The sequence below is a fragment of the Streptomyces sp. NPDC014882 genome (assembly GCF_043081325.1).
Lineage (GTDB): Bacteria > Actinomycetota > Actinomycetes > Streptomycetales > Streptomycetaceae > Streptomyces.
Genome location: NZ_JBIBWL010000006.1, coordinates 158357 through 174714 on the forward strand (window position 1 = coordinate 158357; position 16358 = coordinate 174714).

Here is a 16358-nt window from a genome sequence, read left to right on the forward strand (position 1 = left end):
GGCGCGGCCGGGCACCTCACGGGCGGATACATCATGTCGGGCCCCTTCCGGCCGCTCGCACCGCACCGGCCCTCACACGCCCCGGGCCTCCCGGCGGCAGGCCCGGGGCACCCGCGTCGGCCGGGACCGCGTCGTGCGGCCGGGCGGCCCGTCCCTCACGGCACGTGTGCGCGGGCCCCGGAACATCGGACAGGGAGGGCGGCACCGACCTCCCCAGGCTGTGCCGCGACTCCCTGCCGCTCTGCGCGTCTACCCCGAAGCCGATCCCTCATCCCTCCCCGTCGTGACGACTTTCCGGGGTGGCGGCTTTCCGGGGTGGCGGCTTTCCGGGGTGGCGCGGCTCGGCCGCGCGGAGCGGCACCACGGCGAACGGGCCCGCACGGGAGCCGGCCGCCTACTGCGGCCTGGTCGCGATCTGGATCAGGTTCCCGCAGGTGTCGTCGAAGACGGCCGTGGTGACGGGGCCCATCTCCAGCGGCTCCTGGGTGAAGCGGACGCCGAGGCCGCGCAGGCGCTCGTACTCAGCCGTCACGTCGTCGACGGCGAACTGGGCGAGCGGGATGCCGTCGCCGACGAGTGCGTCGCGGTAGGGCTTGACGGCCGGATGCCCGGCGGGCTCCAGGAGCAGTTCGGTGCCGTCCGGCTCGTCGGACGAGACGACGGTCAGCCACCGGGCGTCCCCGCCCAGCGGGACGTCGTGCTTCTTCACGAAACCGAGGACCTCGGTGTAGAAGTGCTCGGCCTCGGCCTGGTCGTCGACGAAGACGCTGGTCAGATGGATCTTCACGGGGTGCTCTCCTGCGGTCCTGAGGGGTCGGGCACGCGCCAGCGCTCGGCGATCTGCCGCAGCGGCGTCGTGTTCAGGTCGTGGAACTTGCAGCGGCCCTCCCGCCGGGTCTCGACGAGCCCGGCGGCCTCCAGCACGGCGAGGTGCTGGGAGACGCCCTGGCGTGAGATGCCCAGCCCGTGCTTCATGGTCAGCCGCGAGCAGATCTCGAACAGCGTCTGCCCGGACTTCTCGGTGAGCTCGTCGAGGACGGCGCGACGGGTGGGGTCGGCCAGAGCCTTGAAGACGTCGTCGGCCACCACCCCAGGATAGGCAAGTACTCACTTGCCTATCAAGTCGGCGCGGGCGACGGGCGGAGGCCGCCCCACGGAGTCCGGCCCCCACGCGTCACCGGACACGGGTGATCCGGGCCGCCGACGGGAGAGGGACACCCGCGGGAGGCGGGAGCGCCGTTCCGTCCCACTGCGTCTCACTTTCCCGGCTTTCCCGGAACTCAACCGGAACTAAACTTAACCGGTTTTGCTCGAATGGTTGTCTGTGCGCCACGTCTCCTTCTAGCCTCTCCCACGACCGCGGACCGGAGGGTCATCCCCGCCGCCCGTCTCCTTCCCGACCACGGAGGACGGGTGACGGTCCGCCGCGGTCGCCCGACGTCCCGCCGCCCGGTGCGAGTCGCGCACCGGACCCGGGCGACGGGGTTCCCGGCAGACACGAGGCACCCCTTTTGCCGCCCGGGCACGGCCGGGAAAGGCGAGCACGCGTGTCCGCGACCGTGACGACCTTGGGAGCAGCGATGAGAATGAGAAGAGGACTGGCCACCGCGGCGGGAGCACTGCTGGCCGTCGCGGCCTCGTTACTGGCCGCCCCGCCGCCGGCACAGGCGGAGACGCGGGCCGGGACGGGGTTCCACGTCGGTGACGGCCGCCTGCTGGACGCGAACGGCGACGACTTCGTCCTGCGCGGCGTCAACCACGCCCACGCCTGGTATCCCACCCGGACCCCGCAGGCGCTGAAGGACGTCAAGGCACTGGGCGCCAACTCGGTGCGCGTGGTCCTCGCCACGGGGGACCGCTGGACCAGGACGGAGGCCGCCGACGTGGCCGCGATCATCACCGAGTGCAAGCGGGACCGCCTGATCTGCGTCCTGGAGGCGCACGACACCACCGGTTACGGCGAGCAGTCCGGAGCGGCGTCCCTGGCCCGCGCCGTGGACTACTGGATCGGCGTCCGGGACGTGCTGCGGGGCCAGGAGAAGTACGTCGTCCTGAACCTCGGCAACGAGCCGTACGGGAACTCCGGCTACGCGGCGTGGACCTCGGACACGCAGAACGCCGTCACGCGCATGCGCGACGCCGGTTTCGACCACACCCTCATGGTTGACGCGCCCAACTGGGGGCAGGACTGGTCGTTCACCATGCGGGACAACGCCGGAAAGGTCTTCGCGGCCGATCCCGACCGCAACACCGTCTTCTCGATCCACATGTACGGCGTCTTCGACACCGCCGCCGAGGTGAACGACTACCTGAACCGGTTCACCTCACAGAAGCTGCCCATTGTGGTGGGTGAATTCGGCAACGACCACTCGGACGGCAACCCGGACGAGGACGCCGTCATGGCCGCGGCCCAGCGCCTCGGCGTCGGGTATCTGGGGTGGTCCTGGAGCGGCAACGGCGGCGGCGTCGAGTACCTCGACATGGCCACCGGCTTCGACGCCTCCCGGCTCACCGACTGGGGCCGCCGCGTCTTCGACGGCAGCGACGGCATCAGGCAGACCGCACGGGAGGCGGGCGTCTTCGGCTCCGGCCCGGACGACGGTTCCGCCGGGGGAGGCTGCGCGGTCACCTACCGGCTCAGCGACTGGGGCGGTTCGTTCAACGCGGACGTGACCGTGCGCAACACCGCCGGCACGGCCGTGAAGGGCTGGCAGCTCGACTTCGCGTTCCCCGGCGAGCAGAAGATCAACCACGTCTGGAACGCCCGGGCGACCCAGCAGGGGCGTCAGGTGCGGGCCACCCACGAGTCCTGGACGGAGACGATCCCGGCCGGCGGCACGGTGAGCTTCGGCTTCAGCGCCTCCTCCACCGCGGGAACCAACGGCGTTCCCGCCTCCTTCACGCTCAACGGCAGTGTCTGCACCACGAGTTGACGGCGGCAGACAGGCCGACGCAGGGTCGCTTCCCCGGTGGAGCGGCCCTGCGCGCGTTCACCGCGCTACCCGCCGGCCCTGGGCGCCCGGGCGGTGGAGCCCCGCGGGGTCAGCGTGGGCGTCGGCGCCTGGTGCGGACCGGTCCGGGTCCCGTCGACGACGTCGAACAGGACCCGCGCCACCTCCGCTCCGAAGTGGTGCACGTCGTGGCTCATCGCCGACAGCGTCGGGTGGGTGATGCGGCACAGCTGGGAGTCGTCCCAGGCGACCAGTGACAGGTCGTCGGGGACGGCGAAGCCCATCTCTGCGGCGACGCCCGCGCCCGCGACCGCCATGATGTCGTTGTCGTAGACGATGGCGGTGGGCCGGTCGGCGGCGAGCAGCAGCGAACGGGTGGCGCGGGCGCCCTCCTCCTCCTCGAAGCCCGTGGCGATCTGGCGGGCCTCCTCCAGCCCGAGTTCCCGCATCGTGGACGCGAACGCCCGCGTGCGGATGACGCTGTGGCCGAGGTCGGCCGGGCCGCCGACGCGGGCGATCCGGCGGTGGCCGAGCGCCGCCAGGTAGCGGACGGCCTCACCGACCGCGGAGGCGTCGTCGGTCCACACCGCCGGGAACGGGCCGGTGAGGCGGGGGTGGCCGACGGCCACGGCGGGCAGCCCGAGGCCCTCGAGGGCGGGCAGCCGGGGGTCGTCCTCGCGGAGGTCCACCAGGATCGCCCCGGCGATCATCCGGCCGCTCCACCACGCCTTGTGGACGGCGACCTCCTCGTCGAGGTCGCGCACCAGCCGCAGCAGCAGCGAGCACGACCGCTCCGCGAGGACGCTCTCGATGCCGGAGACGAACTCCATGTAGAACGGTTCGAGGCCGAGCAGCCGGGCGGGCCGGCACAGCACGAGTCCGACGACGTCCACCCGCCGGTTGGACAGGCTGCGGGCGGTGGCGCTGGGGGCCCAGCCCAGCTCCCGGGCGGCCTCGAAGATCCGCTCGCGGGTGGCGGCGGAGACACCGGGCTTGTGGTTGAACGCCAGCGACACCGCGCCCTTGGACACCCCGGCGCGGGCGGCGACGTCCTTGATGGTGACGCGTTCCGTCAGACTGCTCACGTCACGTCCACGCAGTACAGGGCGGCCCGGACGTCCCGTACGTCGACGCCGTCGCAGCCGGTGACCCGGATCCGCACCCGCTCGCCGGGCAGCAGGGTCTGCGGGCCCCGGTCGCAGACGGCGGCCGGTCCGAGCCGGTCGGCCTGGAGCAGGAGGTCTCGGACGAGGGTACGGGCGCTCACCACGACGTCGACTCTATCCCGCTGTCCGGGGACGGGTTCCACGGCGACGTCGTAGACGGGCCGCGGGTAGGCGAAGTCCTTGTCGGCGACCGGGAAGTGCAGCGCCCGCAGCCCTTCCCCGCCCTCGCCCCCGCCGTCGCCCGGGCGGGAGGACGCCCCCGTGTCGGCGACCAGGAACTCCTTCGCCGACCGCGGGTCCGGGACGAGGTCGGGGGGCACCGGGAGCCGGACGACCGAGCGGGGTTCGACCTCCGCGTCGAGGACGCTCTCGTGGATCAGGGTTCCGTCCGCCCGCCACCGGCGCAGCGTCACCGCCGTCGGCCAGGGCTCGGCGGCCTGGTTGACCGCGGCGAGCACCGGGCCGTCGGGGCCGGGCTGCAGGGTCAGGAGCCGGTCGGCGTAGACGCGGCGCAGCTCGTGGTAGAGGGGCTTGGGGCGGCCGTCGCCGTCGACGGCGGCCCAGGAGGTGACGGGCCAGCAGTCGTTGAGCTGCCAGACGATCGTGCCCGCGCAGACGGGCCAGTGCGAGCGCCAGTGTTCGATGCCGGCCGCGACCGCCCGGGCCTGCACGAGCTGGGTCAGGTAGTGCCAGCGGTCGAAGTCGTCCCCGGGCGGCGGGAAGTGGCGCGCGAGGCCGCGGTCGAGCTTGCCGTTGCCGTCCTCGGCCTTCTGGTGGTGGAGCATGCCCGGGGAGTCGGGGGCGAGCCGCTCGCCGGGCAGGGCTCGCCGCAGGGTGGCCTGCGCGGGCGGCGCCTGCCAGCCGAACTCCGCGACGAAGCGGGGGACGTTCGCCCGGTACTCGGCGTAGTCCTGACGGTTCCACACCTCCCAGGAGTGATGGGTGCCGTGGGCGGGGTCGTTGGGGTGGTGGTCCCAGGAGCCGGACCAGGGGCTGCCGGCGGTGTAGGGGCGGGTCGGGTCGAGCTCGGCGACGACGCGGGGCAGCAGGCCGAGGTAGTAGCCCTCGCCCCAGGAGTCGCCGGCGAGCGCGTCCTCCCAGCCCCAGTCGCGGAAACCCCACAGGTTCTCGTTGTTGCCGTTCCACAGGACCAGGGAGGGGTGCGGCATGAGCCGGACAACGTTGTCGCGCGCCTCGGCCTCCACCTCGCCGCGCAGCGGCTGTTCCTCCGGGTAGGCGGAGCAGGCGAAGAGGAAGTCCTGCCACACCATCAGACCCAGCTCGTCGCAGGCGTCGTAGAAGGCGTCGTCCTCGTAGATGCCGCCGCCCCAGACCCGCACCAGGTCGACGTTGGCCTCGGCGGCCTGGGTGAGCCGGGTCCGGTAGCGCTCGGGGGTGATCCGGGAGGGGAAGGCGTCGTCGGGGATCCAGTTGACGCCGCGGGCGAAGACGCGCACGCCGTTGACGACGAGGGTGAAGCCGGTGCCGTGCTCGTCGGCCGAGCGGTCGAGCGCGACCGTGCGGAAGCCGATCCGGCGGTGCCAGGTGTCCAGCGGAGCGCCCTCGTCGTCGCTCAGGGCGAGGTGGAGGTCGTACAGGGGCTGTTCGCCGTATCCGCGGGGCCACCACAGGCGCGCGTCGGGCACCTCCAGGCGCAGGACCGCCTCGTCGCCGGTCAGGACGGCCTCGGCGCGGGCGCCGGCCAGCCGGGCCTCGGCGCGCAGCGTGCGCTCCCGCCCTCCCTCGGTGCGTTCGACCTCGAGTCGCACCTCCACCCGGCCGGTGCCCTCGTCGACGGTGACGAGCGGGCGCACGCGGGCGATGCGGGCGGTGGACCAGTGTTCGAGCCGCACGGGCCGCCAGATGCCGGCGGTCACCAGCGTGGGGCCCCAGTCCCAGCCGAAGCCGCAGGCCATCTTGCGGATGTACTGGGAGGGCTCCGGATAGACGTTGGGCCGTTCCCCGGTGACGGCGCGCACGGCCGCGGCCTCGTCGTAGGCGGAGGCGAAGCGGATCTCCAGCGGCCCGGTGCGGCCGGTGACGTCGAAGCGGTAGCGGCGGTGCATGTTGCGGGTCGTGCCGACCGGGCGGCCGCCGAGGGTGAGGCGGGCGGCCGTGTCGAGGCCGTCGAGGACCAGGTCGGTGCGCTCGTGCGCGCCTCCGTGCGCGTGATCCCCGGGATCCCCGAGATCCCGGACGTAGGTCCAGGCGCGACGGCCGACCCAGGCGACCTCCGTCTCGTTGAGTCCGGTGAACGGGTCGGGGATGACGCCGGCGGCCAGCAGGTCGGTGTGGACGCAGCCGGGCACCGTGGCCTCCAGCAGTTCCCGCCCATGGCGCAGGCTCCAGCCCTCCGCGAGCTGGGTGACGTCCTTCATGTGCGGCTCCCATCGCCTGAATCGGGCCCCGGTGGAGGGACAACGGCCGACAACCTAGCCCGCTGATCAACCGCTGTCCATAAACCGGTCTAGTCGGCTCCATGATCTCCTTCCGTGACGCGTCGCACGTCAGGATCGACTTCTCGCCACCCAGGGTAACGATTGCGTATCGTGCGGGAATTCTCAGCTTTACCGGTTAATCGACGACTGCCATAGTGCCCACATCCCACCCGCGGAGCTGAGCCGCAATCCTGAAGGAGCTGGGCACATGGGGACGAAGAAGTCGCTCACCGGAGTGTTTCTGGCCGCCACCATCCTGACCGTCGCCGGCTGCAGTGGCCAGAGCACGGCCTCCGGCGAGGCGGCGGAGGCACCCGCCGATCCCGCCGACGCCTCGGGCACCATCAAGGTGCTGACACACCGCACCGACCTCGTCCAGAACGGGACGATGGACGAGTACGCCGCCGAGTTCCGGAAGACCCACCCCAAGGTGAAGGTGGAGTTCGAGGCCCTCACCGACTACGAGGGGGAGGTCAAGATCCGGATGAACACCGAGGACTACGGTGACGTCCTGATGATCCCGGCCGCCGTCGCCAAGAACGACTACCCGAAGTTCTTCGCCCCTCTGGGCAGCCGCGCGGAGCTGGGCGCCAGGTACCGCTTCAGCGACAGGGCCGACGTCGACGGCAGGATCTACGGCATCACCACCTTCGGGACCGCGAACGGCTTCCTCTACAACAAGGCCGTGTGGAGGAAGGCGGGCGTCACCGCCTGGCCCACCACGCCGGAGGAGTTCGTCGACGACCTGAAGGCGATCGGGTCCAGGACGGATGCGGTGCCGTACTACACGAACTTCAAGGACGGCTGGCCGCTGACCGCGTGGAGCAACGCCATCGGCTCGGTCACCTGCGACGCCCGGGCCAACGACAAGCTGGCCGGGCCGGTGTCGCCCTGGAGGAAGGGCGGCGAGCTGCGCACGATCGACTCGCTCCTGCACGACGTCGTCACGTCCGGCCTGTCGGAGAAGGACCCCAGCACCACCAACTGGGAGGCGTCCAAAGGCATGATCGCCAAGGGCGAGATCGCCACCATGCAGCTGGGGTCCTGGGCCATCACCCAGATGCGCGACGCCGCCCGGCAGGCCGGCACCGATCCCGGCGACATCGGTTTCATGCCCTTCCCCGCGCAGAAGGACGGCAGGTACTGCGCCGTCCTCGGTTCCGACTACCAGCAGGCGGTCAACGCCCACTCCGAGCACAAGGCCGCCGCGCGGGCCTGGATCGACTGGTTCGCGGAGAAGTCCGGCTTCGCCGCCAAGGAGGGGGCCGTCTCCGCGCTGAAGTCCGACCCCATGCCCAGCACGCTTGAGGACTTCGTTGACAACGATGTCACCTTCCTGGAGCGCTCGGAGGCGAAGACCGGCGAGGTGAACGCGATCGACAACGCGGCCGAGATCGGCCTCAACAAGCCGGACTACCGGCAGAAGCTGGTCGACCTCGCCCGCGGCGCGCAGAAGGGCGACCTGGAGGACTTCTTCGCGGACCTCGACAAGCGGTGGAACGAGGCGGCCCGGACCGTCGGCTCCTGACCCCGGCCGGCCCCTCCCCCTCCCTCTCCCCCTCCCCCGGCCGTGACCGGCCCCGCACCCCGACCGACGGACGGGGCCGGCCACCCGCCACGAATCGACGAGTCGACGGACCAGCGGATCGGCGGACCAGCGGATCGGCGGACCAGCGGATCGGCGGACCAACGGACCGACGGACCGACGGACGACGAAAGGCCCGACATGCCCGAGACGACCGAGACGACCGAGGCGGCCGAGGCGGCATCGGCGAAAACGCCGCGCGCCACCACCCCACCCCCCGGCAGGTCGCGCCGCCCCTCTCCCCGCGGCGGCCCCCCGCTGCTGCGCCGCCTCACCCCGTGGTTCTTCCTCGCCGCCCCGCTGGCCCTGCTGATCACGTTCACCTACGTGCCCGTGGGAAACATGATCTTCTACAGCCTCACCGACTGGGACGGCGTCAGCCCGGACCGCGACTTCACCGGCCTCGACAACTACCGCCAGATCCTCACCCGGCCCGAACTGTTCCGGGTGTTCTTCGTCAGCTTCTACTACCTCGCGGCCTCCGCCGTGCAGATCGTGATCGCCCTGTACTTCGCGACCGTCCTCAGCTTCGACCTGCGCCTGCGGAACCTCTTCAAGGGCATCCTGTTCTTCCCCTACCTGGTCAACGGCGTGGCCATCGGCTTCGTCTTCCTCTACTTCTTCCAGGACGGCGGCACGCTGGACTCGGTGCTGTCCCTCTTCGGCGCCGGCTCCGACCACGCGTGGCTCGGTGACCCCGCGTCGGCGAACACCTCGCTGGCCGGGGTGTCCGTCTGGCGCTTCACCGGGCTCAACTTCGTGCTGTTCCTGGGCGCGATCCAGTCGATCCCGGCCGAACTGTACGAGGCGGCCCAGCTGGACGGGGCCTCGCGGTGGCAGCAGTTCCGCCACATCATCGCCCCGGGCATCCGACCGGTCGTCAGCCTCAGCGTCGTCCTGGCCGTCTCGGGCTCGCTGTCCGTCTTCGAGATCCCGTACGTCATGACCGGCGGCGCGACCGGCACCTCGACCTTCGTCATCCAGACGGTCAAGCTCGCCTTCCAGTTCAACAAGACGGGCCTGGCGTCCGCCGCCGCCGTCGTCCTGCTCCTGATCGTCCTGCTGGTCACCTGGATCCAGCGCCGCCTCGTGCCCGACGAGAAAGTGGATCTGGTATGACCACGCCGCCGCCCGCCGTACGCCGTCGCCGGATCGCTCCGGCCCTGACCTACCTGTCGTTGGTCGCCGCGTCCCTGATCGTGCTGGTGCCGCTCGTCGTCGTCTTCCTGACCTCGCTGAAGACCTCGAAGGAGGTCGCCGACGGCGGCGCCCTGACACTGCCGCGCGACTGGCTCAACTTCGGCAACTACGCGACGGCCTTCACCGACGGCCACATGCTGTCCGCCTTCGCGAACACCGCGTTCATCCTGCTCTTCTCGATCACCGGAACGGTCCTCGTCGGCTCGATGACGGCCTACGCCGTCGACCGCTTCGCCTTCCGGGCGAAGAAGCCGGTCATGGCGCTGTTCCTGATCGCCACCCTGGTGCCCGGGGTCACCACCCAGGTCGCCACCTTCCAGGTGGTCAACAGCTTCGGCCTGTTCAACAGCCTGTGGGCGCCCGTCCTGCTCTACATGGGGACGGACATCGTCTCGATCTACGTCTTCCTGCAGTTCGTCCGGGGCATCCCGGTCTCCCTCGACGAGGCCGCGCGCCTGGACGGGGCGAACGCCCTCACCATCTACTGGAAGATCATCCTGCCGCTGCTCAAGCCGGCGATCGCCACCGTGGTGATCATCAAGGGGATCACCGTCTACAACGACTTCTACATCCCCTTCCTCTACATGCCCTCGGAGGACCTGGGCACCGTCTCCACCGCGCTGTTCCGCTTCAAGGGCCCCTTCGGCGCGCACTGGGAGAACATCTCGGCCGGCACGATCCTGGTGATCGTACCGACCCTGCTCGTGTTCCTCTTCCTCCAGCGCTACCTCTACAACGGGTTCGCGCGGGGCGCGACCAAGTGAGGCCCGGCGCCCCGGTTTCGCGGCGCCCCGGCTCCTCGGCGGGCGGCCGCGGAGCCGGGGTCCCGCGCCGGCCGCGCACCCGATGCGCGAGGGAAGGGTGACGGAGGAGTGACGCGCGAAGAAGGACCGGGTCCCGCCGACGCCGGCGGGGCCCGGTCCGTTCGGGCCCGGTCCGTTCAGGTCCGGTCCGTTCAGGTCCGGTCCGTTCAGGTCCGGTCCGTTCGGGTCCGCTCAGGTGGTGAACGCCATCACGGCGACCGGATCGGAGGTGGGCCGGCGCGAACCGCCCTCGGGTTCCACGGTGATGCCCATTCCGGAGGCCCCGTCCAGGGATCCGGCCATGACGACGGCCTGGTCGGTGCGGTCGGGATCCATCAGACCGGCGGACCGCATGGTGCCGTGGTCGTCGAACCAGAGCTGGTAGACCTTCCCGGAGGGCGGCCGCTCCATCCCGGAGGCGAGGAAGACGGCCCTGTCCCGGCCGCCGGAGACGACGACGGTGCCGGTGGCGCCGTCGGCCAGGCGCGCGGTGCTGGTCCTGGCGTCCGGGGCCGTGAGGACGGCCGTGATCTCGTCGACGCTCCGTTCGGCGGCACGGGCCTGCCCGCGGGCGTCCTCGGCACGCTGGTGCTGCCACACGGTCGCGCCGCCCAGTCCGGCGGCGGCCGCGACGCAGGCGGCCAGCGCCCACCGCGACATCGTCCGCATGCGCCGGGCGGCCCCGACCGGACGCGTGGGCGCGGGTCCGCCGGGACTGGCCTGCCGGACGGTGGTGATGCGGCGCAGGACCTGCTCGCGCATCACCGGGGCGGGCGTGGCGAACGCCGCCAGTCCGAGGCGGGCGGCGGTGGCGGACAGCTCCGCGGTCTCCTCCACGCACAGCTCGCAGTGCTCCAGGTGCCGCTCGAAGTCCTCGCGTTCGTCCGGGGGGAGGGCGTGCAGGGCGTAGGCACCCGTCATGCGGTGCAGATCGGCGGTCGTCACGCGCTCACCCCCAGGCAGTCGCGCATCCGGATGAGTCCGTCGCGCAGTCGGGTCTTGACCGTGCCGAGCGGAAGCGTGAGCGCCTCCGCCACCTCGCGGTACGTCAGGCCGCGGTAGTACGCGAGCGTGACGGCCTGCCGCTGGATGTCGGTCAGGGTGCGCAGGCAGCGCCGTACCTGCTCCCGCTCCAGACGTGCCTCGACCTGCTCGGTCACCTCGTCGTACTCGGGTGTCCGGTCCAGCAGCGCCGCCTTGTGGTCGCGGACGGCCGCGGCCTCCACGGAGCGGACCCGGTCGACGGCACGGCGGTGCGCCAGCGTCAGGATCCAGTTGATGGCGGTCCCCCGGTCGGCCCGGTAGCGCGGCGCGGTACGCCACACCTCCACCAGGACCTCCTGGGCCACCTCCTCCGACTGGGCCCGGTCGCGCAGGACGGCGCGGGCGACCCCGAGGACCGACCCCGCCACGGTGTCGTAGACCGTGGCGAACGCCTTCTCGTCGCCGAGGGCCACCCGGCTCAGCAGCTCCTCCAGGTCCGGCTTCGCCACGGGGTTCGTGCCGATGTAGACGGCTTCTTTCACAAGGGTCCTCCGGGATCGGGCTCTTCCACCGGTAATCCGGTCCCCGGAGGGCGGCGGATTGGTCCCAGTCGTACACCACCGGCGGGCGGTCGCGGACGGGGTACGAGGAGGCGGGCACGAGAACGGGCGACAGCGCGGCGCCGGCGGACCGAACCGCCGGACCGCCCGCGACGGATGATGGGGGGATCACCGGTCTCCCGGCCGGGAGACCCCCGCCGACACCGAGGAGCACCGATGCCCGCGTCCGAGGACGAAGCGCCCCCGCAGGTGGCGCTCGAGCCCGCCGGCGCCCTGCTGACCCACCGCGTCCCCCCTACGACCCGCGCCGCGGTGCTGTTCCTGCACGGCGGCAGGTCCGACAGCCGGGCCCCCTCGCGGCCCTGGCATCCTGCGGCCGTGCGGATGAGGCCCGTGGTCCGGGCCGTCGCCGCCGCCGTGCCGGACGACGACGTCCTCCTGGGAACGGTGCGCTACCGGGTGCGGGGCTGGAACCAGGACGCCGCCGACCCCCTGCGGGACGCTCGGCGGGCGCTGGCGGAGCTGGCCCGTCTCGTCGGTGACGTCCCGGTCGTCCTGGTGGGCCACTCCATGGGCGGACGGGCCGCCCTGCGCGCCGCCTCGGCGCCCCGGGTACGGTCCGTGGTGGCCCTGGCCCCGTGGTGCCCCGCCGGGGAGCCGGTCGCGCACCTGCGGGACAAGGGCCTGGTCGTGGTCCACGGGGACCGCGACCGCGTCACCGACCCGCGCGCGTCGGCGACGTACGTGCGGCGGGCCCTCCGGGCGGGCGCGCGGGCCCGCTTCCTTCCCGTGGCGGGCGGCGACCACGCCATGCTCCGCCACAGCGGAACCTGGCACCGTACGACGGGCTCGGCCGTCGCCGGCCTGCTGGCGGTCGCACGGGGGCCGGCGTAGCCCCCCAGTCCCGCGCGGTCCCCCGCACCGGACGGGCCGGGCGACCGGTGCGGGGACGGACGCCGGGATGCGGTCCGCCGGACCGGCCCCCAAGGTGGAAGCACCGACCGCGGCCCCGGTACGGGACCTCCGGGGTCGCGCCGCGACATCAGGAGGCGCAGCCATGGCCGAGGACGGCAGCGGGACCGAGGGACCGGGCGAGGGCGACGAGGTGGCGTGGAACAGCCACGGCAGCGAGACGACGGGGCGGGTCGAGAAGAAGATCACCGAGCGGACGGAGGCCGCCGGGCGCACCGTGGACGCCTCGCCCGAGGAGCCGCAGTACGAGGTGCGCAGCGACAGGTCCGGGCGCTCCGCCGTCCACAAGCCGTCCGCCCTGAAGAAGCGCGGGAAGTGAGGCGCCGTGGACGAGGAGCGGGAGCGGACGTGGCACGAGTTCCGGGAAGTGGTCAACATCGCGCCCTCGGAACTGGAGGAGTGGCTAGGGACGGAGGAGTCGCTCGGCGCCGGGCAGCACGAGGACGGTGAGGAATCCACCGGGCACGCCTCCGGCCGTCGCGTCCTCGGCATCCTCAGGACCCGCAAGGACGACCTGTCGGACGCCGACTACCAGCACATGCGCAAGGTCGTCGGCTACGTCCGCCGCCACCTCGCGCAGCGCCCGTCCGGGGACGTACGCGACTCGCGCTGGCGCCACTCGCTCAAGAACTGGGGACACGATCCGCTCGCGGGCGAGGGCGACGCGTAGGACCGGTGCCGCGTGCCGTGCGGGCCGGCGCCGGCCCGCACGGCGTCGGCCCGCGCGTCACGTCCTAGGGCGTGTTTCGAAAGTAGCGTCGTCTGCCCGAAGGGCAGGCCCGGCCGCGTCTGGTGCGTGCGATCGCAAGGCGGAGGGTCGCCCCGATACTGGTTGTATCGGGGTGATCCCGACAACGCGGCTGGGGGTGCCCCCTCTGGGGGAGTGCGTGCCAGGCGTCGCCGGGCTGGGGGCACCCCCTCTGGGGGAGGGACTTTCGAAACACGCCCTAGTCGTCGCCGTTGGTCGTGGTCCGCTTGTTCGTCGAGCCGACGCGCAGGAGTCCGGCCGCGGCGAGCGTCACGGCCGCCACGACGCGGGCCCAGCGGGGCCCGCCGCGGGCCGCCCACACCACGCAGACGCACCCCGCGACGACCAGCGCCAGGACGCCCAGCAGCAGCACCACGACCATGTTCCCCGCCCCTGCCTCGTTCCCGCCGTCCGGCGATCATCTCAAGGCGGGGAACGATCCCCCAACGGAATGCCCCATCCCGGTGCAACCTTTCGCACCCTATGTCCCGAATAAGGGGACGAGAGGGAGCGGCGCAGGGCTCGGTGGCCCGGCAGCCAACCGCCTCCCCGGCCGGAAAGGAAACACCATGAGGCTCAGCGACGAGCTTCCCGTCGATCACCAGCTCGCCACGGTGTACCGCTACGGAGCCGCGTTCTGCGGCGTGGTCCTGCTCGTCTTCGGCGTGCTGGGCTTCGCGGACCGGCTCAGCCCGTTCGACACCGACGGCCAGAGCCTCGCGGGGCTCACCACCAACGGCGTCCTCAGCCTCGTCTCCGTCGTCGTCGGCCTCGCCCTCGTCGTGGGCGGCGTCATCGGCGGCAACTTCGCCTCCACCCTCAACATGACCGTGGGCACGCTCTTCCTGCTCAGCGGCTTCGCCCACATCTTCGTCCTGGACAAGCCCGCCAACGTCCTCGACTTCGGCATGACCAACGTGATGTTCAGTTTCATCATGGGCCTGGTCATCCTGACCTTCGGCATGTACGGCCGCGTCTCCAGCAGGCTGTCCCACGACAATCCCTACTGGCGCCGCCGCCACCCGCGCGAGGCGGCCCGGGAGTCCCTCGCGCGCCGGCGGGCCCTCACCGGCGCCGCGAACCTCCCCGGGCACCACACCGACGCCGCGGCCGGCCCCGCCCTGACCGGCCATGCCGAGTGACACCGCGTTCCGGGCCGACCGGCGGCACCTGCCACCGGTCGGCCGGGAGCGCTGGACGCCCCGGGAGCGGCGGGGCACCGGTGCGCGCCCGGCCGTCACGGCGACCGGGCGCGCACCGTTCCGCCGCCGGGCTCCCGCGCCGACGGCGAGCGGTTGCCGCGACGCGCGGGCGAGCAACGCCGCCCGCGCGCGACGGGCGCCCGCCCAGGACGCCGGCTCCTCCCCCAGGGCCGCTGACGGCACGGGACGGCGCATGTCCGCCGGTGTCGCGGCGCCGCGACACCGGCGGAACGCCGGCACCGAGCACGTCCCGGCCGAACCCCCGAGGCAAGCGGTCATGACCATCACCCCACCGACGGCGACCCCCATGCGACGCCTCACCGTCTTCCTCCCCTACGACGCGCACGCCCCCCGTACCGCGCGCCGCTACGCCACCAGGTGGCTCGCCGCCGAGGCCGGTGGGACGCGACGCGCCGCGGACGCGGTGCTCATCGTCTCCGAACTGGTCACCAACGCCGTCCACCACGCGCGCGGGCCGTGCGTGCTGACCCTCACCATGCGGGGAACGCTGCTGGACATCGGCGTCGCCGACGAGAGCGAGGACCTCCCCGAGCGCCGGAGCGTGCCCGGGGAGCGGGGCGGCTTCGGGCTGGCCCTGGTCGCCCTCCTCGGCGACGCCGTCACGGTCGTCCCCGCCCTGGGCGGCAAGACCGTGCACGTGACGCTCGACACGGAGGCGCCTACTCCTTGACGAAGGCCAGCAGGTCGGGGTTGAGGACCTCGGGGTGCGTGGTCAGCATGCCGTGCGGCAGCCCTTCGTAGCTCTTGAGCCGGCCGTTCCGCAGGAGCTCGACCGCCCGGGGTGCCGAGTCCTCGTAGGGGACGATCTGGTCGTCGGTGCCGTGGGCGACGAGGACCGGGACCTCGATCCGCCTGAGGTCGTCCGTGAAGTCCGTCTCCGAGAAGGCCCTGATGCACTCGTAGTGGGCGTTGGCCGCGCCCTGCATGCCCTGCCGCCACCAGTTGTCGACGACGCCCTGCGACACCTGTGCTCCGGGCCGGTTGAAGCCGTAGAACGGACCGGCCGGTACGTCGCGGTAGAACTGGGCGCGGTTGGCGAGGAGGGCGGCGCGGAACCCGTCGAAGACCTCCATCGGCAGGCCGCCGGGATTGTCCGGGGTGCGCAGCATGATCGGGGTCACGGCACCGACGAGGACGGCCTTGGCGACCCGGCCGGGCTCGGCGCGCGCGACGTAGCGGGCGACCTCGCCGCCACCGGTCGAGTGGCCGATGTGGACGGCCTCCCGGAGGTCGAGGGCCTCGGTCAGGGCCGCGACGTCGGCGGCGTAGGTGTCCATCTCGTGGCCGGTCGGGCTCTGGGACGAGCGGCCGTGGCCCCGCCGGTCGTGGGCGATCACGCGATATCCCTCGTTGAGGAAGAACATCATCTGGCCGTCCCAGTCGTCGGCGCTGAGCGGCCAGCCGTGGTGGAAGACGATCGGCCGGGCGTCGCGCGGACCCCAGTCCTTGTAGAAGATGTCGGTGCCGTCGTTCGTGGTGACCGTGCCCATGGCAGATCCTTCCCACTTGTCTTTCCCCGTCGGGGAGTTCACGAGAAGCGGCAGCCTCGCGGGGCGGTCGGGGCGCGTGGAGGCGCCGACCGGGGCTGCCGCGACTGCGGGCACCTCCGGACCCTACCCCCTCGCCGGAGGGCGCGCTTGCGGGAGCACGGCGCGGGGCGGCGCGCGATGCTCCCGGCCGCCCGTCCCCCCGGCGGGGCCCGCGTCGTCGGCGCGACGCCGGCGGATG

Annotated in this window: 17 protein-coding genes; 9 read left to right on the forward strand and 8 right to left on the reverse strand. The window is 72.4% G+C overall.

The window, feature by feature from the left end:
• Positions 1-394: 394 nt before the first annotated feature.
• Both ACF09K_RS16660 and ACF09K_RS16665 read right to left on the reverse strand, forming a co-directional pair.
• The gene (locus ACF09K_RS16660; protein WP_392244173.1) at positions 395-787 is read right to left on the reverse strand and encodes a VOC family protein; all 393 of its coding nucleotides are present in this window, start codon (positions 785-787) and stop codon (positions 395-397) included.
• Positions 784-1086: an ArsR/SmtB family transcription factor gene (locus ACF09K_RS16665; RefSeq protein WP_392244175.1), complete on the reverse strand. Its 303-nt coding sequence runs from the start codon at positions 1084-1086 to the stop codon at positions 784-786. Before ACF09K_RS16665 ends, ACF09K_RS16660 begins: the two co-directional genes overlap by 4 nt.
• Before the next feature lie 494 nt (positions 1087-1580).
• On the opposite strand from ACF09K_RS16665, the gene ACF09K_RS16670 reads away from it, so the two are divergent.
• Positions 1581-2933 carry a cellulase family glycosylhydrolase gene (locus tag ACF09K_RS16670; protein ID WP_392244177.1) on the forward strand — a complete coding sequence of 451 codons (1353 nt, stop codon included), beginning with the start codon at positions 1581-1583 and terminating at the stop codon, positions 2931-2933.
• Between the two features lie 65 nt (positions 2934-2998).
• On the opposite strand, the gene ACF09K_RS16675 is transcribed toward ACF09K_RS16670, so the two are convergent.
• Both ACF09K_RS16675 and ACF09K_RS16680 read right to left on the reverse strand, forming a co-directional pair.
• Positions 2999-4036 carry a LacI family DNA-binding transcriptional regulator gene (locus ACF09K_RS16675; protein ID WP_392244179.1) on the reverse strand — a complete coding sequence of 346 codons (1038 nt, stop codon included), beginning with the start codon at positions 4034-4036 and terminating at the stop codon, positions 2999-3001.
• A complete protein-coding gene (locus tag ACF09K_RS16680; RefSeq protein WP_392244181.1) occupies positions 4033-6495 on the reverse strand; it encodes a glycoside hydrolase family 2 protein in 2463 nt (820 codons plus the stop codon). Before ACF09K_RS16680 ends, ACF09K_RS16675 begins: the two co-directional genes overlap by 4 nt.
• Before the next feature lie 268 nt (positions 6496-6763).
• On the opposite strand from ACF09K_RS16680, the gene ACF09K_RS16685 reads away from it, so the two are divergent.
• The 3 genes from ACF09K_RS16685 to ACF09K_RS16695 all read left to right on the forward strand — a co-directional run bounded on the left by ACF09K_RS16685 (position 6764) and on the right by ACF09K_RS16695 (position 10104).
• Positions 6764-8083 (forward strand): ABC transporter substrate-binding protein, encoded by a 1320-nt coding sequence (locus ACF09K_RS16685; protein ID WP_392244183.1) that lies wholly within the window; start codon positions 6764-6766, stop codon positions 8081-8083.
• Positions 8084-8281: 198 nt separating this feature from the next.
• Positions 8282-9259, forward strand: a complete 978-nt coding sequence (locus ACF09K_RS16690; RefSeq protein ID WP_392244184.1) for a carbohydrate ABC transporter permease — start codon at positions 8282-8284, stop codon at positions 9257-9259.
• Positions 9256-10104 carry a carbohydrate ABC transporter permease gene (locus tag ACF09K_RS16695; RefSeq protein ID WP_392244186.1) on the forward strand — a complete coding sequence of 283 codons (849 nt, stop codon included), beginning with the start codon at positions 9256-9258 and terminating at the stop codon, positions 10102-10104. Before ACF09K_RS16690 ends, ACF09K_RS16695 begins: the two co-directional genes overlap by 4 nt.
• 231 nt (positions 10105-10335) lie before the next feature.
• Here ACF09K_RS16695 and ACF09K_RS16700 read toward each other — a convergent pair whose 3' ends face one another.
• A complete protein-coding gene (locus ACF09K_RS16700) occupies positions 10336-11088 on the reverse strand; it encodes an anti-sigma factor domain-containing protein (protein ID WP_392244188.1) in 753 nt (250 codons plus the stop codon).
• Positions 11085-11669, reverse strand: coding sequence for a sigma-70 family RNA polymerase sigma factor (locus tag ACF09K_RS16705; protein WP_392244190.1), 585 nt, complete (start codon positions 11667-11669; stop codon positions 11085-11087). Before ACF09K_RS16705 ends, ACF09K_RS16700 begins: the two co-directional genes overlap by 4 nt.
• A gap of 234 nt (positions 11670-11903) precedes the next feature.
• Between ACF09K_RS16705 and ACF09K_RS16710 the strand changes: the two genes are divergently transcribed.
• The 3 genes from ACF09K_RS16710 to ACF09K_RS16720 all read left to right on the forward strand — a co-directional run bounded on the left by ACF09K_RS16710 (position 11904) and on the right by ACF09K_RS16720 (position 13329).
• Positions 11904-12581, forward strand: coding sequence for an alpha/beta fold hydrolase (locus tag ACF09K_RS16710; protein WP_392244192.1), 678 nt, complete (start codon positions 11904-11906; stop codon positions 12579-12581).
• A 163-nt stretch (positions 12582-12744) separates the two neighbouring features.
• The gene (locus tag ACF09K_RS16715; protein ID WP_392244194.1) at positions 12745-12978 is read left to right on the forward strand and encodes a DUF2945 domain-containing protein; all 234 of its coding nucleotides are present in this window, start codon (positions 12745-12747) and stop codon (positions 12976-12978) included.
• Positions 12979-12984: 6 nt separating this feature from the next.
• Positions 12985-13329: a DUF3140 domain-containing protein gene (locus ACF09K_RS16720; protein WP_392244196.1), complete on the forward strand. Its 345-nt coding sequence runs from the start codon at positions 12985-12987 to the stop codon at positions 13327-13329.
• Between the two features lie 277 nt (positions 13330-13606).
• On the opposite strand, the gene ACF09K_RS16725 is transcribed toward ACF09K_RS16720, so the two are convergent.
• On the reverse strand, positions 13607-13789 hold the full coding sequence (locus ACF09K_RS16725) for a hypothetical protein (protein ID WP_392244197.1): 183 nt from the start codon (positions 13787-13789) through the stop codon (positions 13607-13609).
• A 187-nt stretch (positions 13790-13976) separates the two neighbouring features.
• Here ACF09K_RS16725 and ACF09K_RS16730 point away from each other — a divergent pair, with 187 nt between their 5' ends.
• Together ACF09K_RS16730 and ACF09K_RS16735 are read left to right on the forward strand one after the other, a co-directional pair.
• Positions 13977-14549 (forward strand): DUF4383 domain-containing protein, encoded by a 573-nt coding sequence (locus tag ACF09K_RS16730; protein WP_392244198.1) that lies wholly within the window; start codon positions 13977-13979, stop codon positions 14547-14549.
• A 337-nt stretch (positions 14550-14886) separates the two neighbouring features.
• Complete coding sequence (locus ACF09K_RS16735; protein WP_392244200.1) at positions 14887-15300, forward strand: ATP-binding protein; 414 nt, start codon at positions 14887-14889, stop codon at positions 15298-15300.
• Here ACF09K_RS16735 and ACF09K_RS16740 read toward each other — a convergent pair.
• Positions 15290-16120, reverse strand: coding sequence for an alpha/beta fold hydrolase (locus ACF09K_RS16740; RefSeq protein WP_392244201.1), 831 nt, complete (start codon positions 16118-16120; stop codon positions 15290-15292). The genes ACF09K_RS16735 and ACF09K_RS16740 overlap by 11 nt on opposite strands.
• Positions 16121-16358 lie beyond the last annotated feature (238 nt).